The sequence below is a fragment of the Vibrio sp. 10N.261.52.C2 genome, assembly GCF_041471425.1.
Lineage (GTDB): Bacteria > Pseudomonadota > Gammaproteobacteria > Enterobacterales > Vibrionaceae > Vibrio > Vibrio crassostreae_C.
In genome coordinates this window covers 1-6102 of the sequence record NZ_JBFROH010000092.1, presented here as the reverse complement: position 1 = coordinate 6102, position 6102 = coordinate 1, and the positions used below count along the sequence as shown (strand labels likewise).

Below are 6102 nucleotides of genomic sequence, written 5' to 3'. Positions count from 1 at the left end.
TCTTTTCAACGATTTCGGCTCTAACAAATCCGACAGGTTCCGATTGGTTTGCTGTTTGGAGTTGACGCCGTTTGGCGAAGAACGTGGATAAACTCAGTCCATGCTCTTCACAAAAAGCGCGTTGGGTAACACTGCTACTTTCATATTGTTCAAACAGTGATTGCCATTCTAGGTTGGTACGTCGTTTTGCCATTTCAACTCTCCTTTGGGTTGGAGAGTTGATCTTATTCTTCGTGCTGAAGGATTAGAATGCGGTGTTCATGGCACGCTTACGGATTAGCTGGCATTGTTATCCCCTTAAAAATCTAGACGACAACTATGCTGACACGGGGGGAAACAGCCGATCGCAATCACCGAAATACGCATAAGCGACATATTGTTTTTTAAAGTTAACTGGGCTTAGATATCCAAGAGCACTGTCCTTCTTGTTCGATTATAATCAACTTCGATGTGCTTGGATGAAAATACGCAAGTGCTTGATGCATCTCTTCTCGCGGGTGAGGTGTTGCGTTTCAAGTGGCGGAGAGCCTTTAAATCAGAATGCTACCCGAACAAAAAAATGGCCATAAGAAACTAAGATGTTTCATGGCCACATTGTTAGATTAATGTTAAATAAATTGAGCTACGGATACTCCCCATATTTCAGCTTAGTATTAACACAATCATTTACCATCGATAGCCCAAACTAACTGTATATGCTTCTCTTGTTTCACCTTTATTATAAAGGGCTGTGATATTATAGTGTTTACCTATTTGCTTATTAAAACCAATCAAATAAGCCCATTGATTTAGAGAAACATCAACGTCATAAGTGAACTCACCTTGTAACGCATCTACATAACCTAGATTACCGGCTAACGTAGAATCTAAGCCTTGATATTCAGCACCAATTAATAACTGAGCTCTATAATCAACAAGCTGATAACCAACCATTGGTTGAGCAACAAACAGAGTATCACCCCAGCTCGAAGAGCCCTCTAATCGTGTTTGAGATGCGGTCATATTAAGCGTGGCGAAAAATTCTTTATACCCGACGGCTAGTGTAGTACCCACACCTAACAGATCATAGTCAAGACTTAAAGGAAGCTTCAATCGACCAGGGCTACACAGAGGGAGTCCTTCATTGCTTAGCGCACTACATAAGGCATCACCTAATCCAGGATCGATGCCGTTTAAACTATCTTTAACTTCGTTTAAACTCTCCGATGTATATTGCGCATCAATGGTTGCCTTAACTTTAATCTTTCCAGCTAAAGCGTAAACATTCCAGAAAGGCAAAATATAGACATCTCCCCTTATACTAAAACTCTCAGCATTAACTTTGGCGAAGGTCTCTGTCGGTTCAAAGTCCTTATCTAAATTCTGAAGGCCTAATGCTCCGAGACCTAAATTAAAAGATTGAAAGCCAAGATCCATATCTTGATTGCGATAAGCGACAGAAAAACCGTATGGAAGAGGAATATCAATACCTTGTCTACGGACTAAGTCTCCCATCAGTGGAAAAAAACTACTGACCTCGACCTTTTCTTCTCGAATACGAGGATCTGATGCTTCTTCAAGCTTTTCACTATCTAGAACTTCGACACCATCTACATCGTCATAAAAAGCGACGGGAGTCATGAGCAATGACAGAGTAAGCTTTTCTTTTTTTCTAGTTACTCCGTTTGCCACAATGGTTTTGCTTTTAACGTAAAATTGACCATTGTAACGCTCACTGATTAAGATTTCTTGTCTATAATCCTCAATTCTATAAGTACCATAGGTAAATGGTTGCGAATTAGTGATCACCATTTTAACAGGCTTGCGATCTTCAACACTTATCTCAACTCGCATGAAACGAAAATAGGCGACATCTTGAGGTAGTTGATACTTAGAATAGTTAAAACGTACAATTGCACGACGTTCATCTAATTCTTCAACGGTAACCGAAGACCGATCGTAACTATCTGAGTAGGCGCGAAGTCGATATTCTGTTTTAGTCAAATATTCAATGGAGTCTATCGCTCCACCATCTTCTGAGAGTGAAGGTTCACCATCGATTTGAGAAATTTGATCCTGAAAATATTTAATCCTCAAATCAATATTTCCCTTTAAATCTGTTGTTTGCACTAAATAAAAAGATGAAGATGAAGCCTCCTCATTAATTGAAGTGACTTTACGAACGTGCTCAACAATATGATCACCTTGAGATAAAGTACTAATACCATACTTAGGTAGGTGTTCCGGTATGCCATACTGTTCAAAAATAGAAGCTTCTTTTGCATTAGCAATATTAGAGAGTATCAAAATAAAAGAAAAGAAACTTACGCACCAAGATCTACGAAATAAAATAAAAAAAAATTTCGATGATTTACTTTCATCTCTATCCAACAAACTCTATTTAGCATATGTAGCATCATTCCTACCTCACTGTAATAAAAGACGACTTAGTAAATAGCATCACAAATACCTTGTGATGTGCTAGCATCAATACCCATATTTATCGTAGCATCCCACGCTGTAATATTCTTGTTTATTTCGCCACCATCATCCGTGGCATTATTAACTATCACCAATATGTTATCTGTATCTTCTTGGTATCGATATTCAGGGTTGAATAATTCATCGCTAAACCACAAACTCGATACTTCTCCCATAAGAAGAAGGTCACCTTCATCAGGCGCTATCTTCGATCCGCTTTGGTTATATAATCGATTAAATACAAAAGGAATTTCAGCTTGGTTACAGGCTTTTCCACCGAAGCAAGCCAAATTACCTATTGTGTCAAAAATAGAGTCTTCAATCAGCTGGTTATTAAAACTTGCGACATAGTCAAAATGATAAATGATAGGAGTGATGTCATGATCGACTTCTTTTGCGTAATCACGAATAGCACATTTATATATCAATTGATTATTTAATTGATTAAACTTTCTTATCTCTTCTGATACCCCATCTAAAGTGGTAGGATTTTCCGATGGTGAGAAATCATCAAAGCGTAAAGGCGTGTCGGTCAACCGATCTACATATAGGATTGATGATATTAACGTGTACGCAGGTATATCTGCTATTTGTGGCAAATCACGAATATCATCACTATCTCCTATTAAAAATAGGACAACATCAAGTAATTTAATACCCGGTAATAATTCTATATTAATCAAGAATAGTAACTTTAACTCCGCTATATAACTATCCGTTTCATTGTTATTAAATCCTATAATAGAAGGGACGGTTAAAGGAGCTTCATGAGCGAGGCTTGTTACGTGATAGCCTGGGTATTCCTCATATTCTGTGCAAACCCCAAGGAATGTCTTTATGCACTCACGATGGGACTCAATGTAGGGTGAAAAGGGAAGTAATTTCGCTCGCGGTTCGATTGCTGCAATATCCGATGCGTATTTCAAAGTAAGCTTCGCCACAATCGATTCCGTGCTATCGCCATCTTCAATCCAGCCCAAGATGTCACTGACCATACTTTCGATGGTTTGGTCAGGTAAACCAAACAAGCGTCCCGTTATTTCTGCTTTTACTTGTTTTTGTAGTTCTAAAATCTGATCAACCGTCAATTGGTTAATACTTAAATCAGGATACAGCGTTGCCATTGCAGTTTCTAAAGTGTCGTATTGGTCTTTCGCTGCAGCGTATGATTCAAATGAAAGTCCGAGCGGTAAACTTTGCATAATCGCTCTGCTAAAGAAATTACCGGCAATATCATCTTCAGGATCGCGCTCTCCACTGGTTGTTTGCTGAAGCGCATTAATTGATGTCGCACCAGCACCTTGCCCAAATACAGTGACGTTTGTACTATCTCCGCCAAAGTCTTCGATATGTTGGCTAACCCACTCTAGAGCTCGCTTTTGATCACCAACCGCAAAGTTGCCCCCTTTCGTTTGACCTGCATCTTCAACCCACCGTTTTCCCAATAAACCAAGACGGTAGTTAAAAGTAACAGCGATAAAGGGGTTATCACTCATTGTACTTTGTGCAACGGCGACATCTGGAATTATATTGGGCAGGTGTCCAGATCCCGTTTCAAACGAACCACTATGGATATAAACATACACAGGTAATAAATCACCTGAAGTCGCATTATTAGGTCTCCATACGTTCAAGTAAAGGCAGGTCTCTGAGTACAATTCTGTTGAGCCAAACTGAGGGCATATATTCCCAAAGTCTGTATACGAATTATTTTCGGTCACCGCTTGTGCTAGAGGCAGCATCACACTGTGTTCAAAACGGTCAGGCGCACCGAAGAAAAAATCACCTTCGCTACTATCGCCCGAGTAAGCATAAGGTATCCCTTTGAACGTTTCTATTGTAACCAGTGAGGTACCGTCTTCAGTCGCAGAAAGTGAAGGGGCGACTGTGATTATTGGTTCTTTGAGGCCTTGTATAGTCACTTCACCTATTTGAGCCTCAAAAGTAATGGGTTGAGGTGATTCCTCTTCAGGAGCAGGGGTAAAGCTGAACTCAGTAGAATCATCACGACAACCGAAAAGTACAACTCCGATCAAAACCAAAAATGCTTTTGTCATCACTTACCTCTTCAATATCGAAAGTAAAGAACATTGCTATCACGCTTTGAATACCAAAATCAATCTTCTAATATTAGACTTAAAAATCAGAAAAGGTGGACAATATTACAATTACAGGTTCTGTCGTAAACAGTGGTGATAGGTTAAACTCTTCATCAAAATTCACCACTGCCGACGCTATGGCTATCAAATTTACAGGCGCCACTTTCCTTCCGACATCATTCTTCCGGCTGTTCGTTATTACGTTTCTTATAAGCTGATCTACCGTGAAACCGAAGAGATACTCAATGAGCGAGGTATCGATGTTGATCACTCAACCATCAATCGGTGGGTTATCAAATACGCCCCACTATTGGAGCACAGAGCACACCGAAGAAAGAAGCCTGTCGCTACTTCGTAGCGGATGGATGAGACTTACATTAACGTCAAAGGCCAGTGGAAGTATTATTACCGAGCCGTTGATAAATGCGGTAATGTGATTGATTTTTTACTGTGCGAATACCGTGACGAGAAGGCAGCTCGCGCCTTCTTCACCAGGCAATTAGCCATAATGGCTTGCCCGAAAAGGTCGTGATAGATAAGAGTGGTGCTAACGCATTAGCGTTACATAATATCAACGTCAGCCTTTGGTTAACGGGGAAGATGCTCAATCTAATTGAAGTGCTTCAGGTAATGTATCTGAACAAAGTCACCGTAGAGTGAAAGGTAAAATGCACCAGTGCCTAGGGTGGAAATCTGATGAAGGAGCAAAAGCTACTCTTGCAGGGGTAGATCTTTGGACTATGATTAAGAACGGACAGCTTGATAACCTAAATATGCTTGTCGTCAGTGCGAGAAAACAGGCGACAGCAGCCGAATCGTTCAGAAGCCATCCCCTCAGAGCCTCATCCCTAAAAGCTTCGCCACAGAAAGTTTGCTGACCAACATCATTCTTGGAAAATACCAATACGCGATGCCACTTTATCGTCAAGAATCGCTGTTTACCCAGTCGGGTATCGAGCTATCACGTACCACCATGGCTAGGTGGGTCATCCAAGTCAGTGAGAAGTTCGCCCCGCTGTATGCCGCCTTGAAAGAGCACCTACTTCAACAAGTGGTGGTTCAAGCGGATGAAACGCCGCTCAATGTGCTCAAAGAAGAGAAGCAGTGTTATATGTGGCTCTACTGCTCAGGCGCTGACTCACCCGAATCGGCACTGCCGAATGTGAAAAATATTGCCTTGTACAACTATCAAAACAGTCGCGCGAGGGCGTGTCCCGTGGACTTTTTAGGTGACTACAACGGTTATCTACAAACCGATGGCTACGCGGCTTATGATGGTCTGCATCACGTCACCAATGTAGGGTGCTTAGCGCATGCTCGTCGCAAGTTCATGGATGCTAAAAAGCTTCAAGGGAAAGGTAAATCGGGCAAGGCTGATAAGGCGCTGGCTAAAATCCAAAAACTCTACGGGATAGAATCACGCTTAAAAGGTGCGCCTGCCGAAGAGCGAAAAGCAGAGCGTCAAGCGCTTGCCAAGCCGATACTGGATGAGCTTTACCAATGGATGACAACCCAGAAGGTGATAGGCTCTAGCCCACTAGGC

Annotated in this window: 3 protein-coding genes and 2 pseudogenes; 2 read left to right on the top strand and 3 right to left on the bottom strand. The window is 41.3% G+C overall.

What is annotated here, in order from left to right; translation table 11 throughout:
- From tnpA to AB4307_RS21705, 3 genes are all read right to left on the bottom strand, one after another.
- A partial coding sequence (tnpA, locus tag AB4307_RS21715) for an IS66 family insertion sequence element accessory protein TnpA (RefSeq protein ID WP_408063649.1) occupies positions 1-193 on the bottom strand: 193 nt, incomplete at its 3' end.
- A gap of 473 nt (positions 194-666) precedes the next feature.
- Complete coding sequence (locus AB4307_RS21710) at positions 667-2370, bottom strand: hypothetical protein (protein WP_241910562.1); 1704 nt, start codon at positions 2368-2370, stop codon at positions 667-669.
- Between the two features lie 56 nt (positions 2371-2426).
- Positions 2427-4517, bottom strand: a complete 2091-nt coding sequence (locus AB4307_RS21705; RefSeq protein ID WP_104216073.1) for a carboxylesterase family protein — start codon at positions 4515-4517, stop codon at positions 2427-2429.
- 190 nt (positions 4518-4707) lie between these two features.
- Between AB4307_RS21705 and AB4307_RS21700 the strand changes: the two are divergent.
- Together AB4307_RS21700 and tnpC are read left to right on the top strand one after the other, a co-directional pair.
- Positions 4708-5320: pseudogene (locus tag AB4307_RS21700) on the top strand (IS6 family transposase); the annotation flags it as partial.
- A gap of 5 nt (positions 5321-5325) precedes the next feature.
- Positions 5326-6102 (top strand): annotated as a pseudogene (tnpC, locus tag AB4307_RS21695) (IS66 family transposase); the annotation flags it as partial.

Bases quoted from the DNA above. Each gene is read 5' to 3' on its own strand.
- AB4307_RS21705 (WP_104216073.1), bottom strand. From the start codon at position 4,517: ATGACAAAAGCATTTTTGGTTTTGATCGGAGTTGTACTTTTCGGTTGT.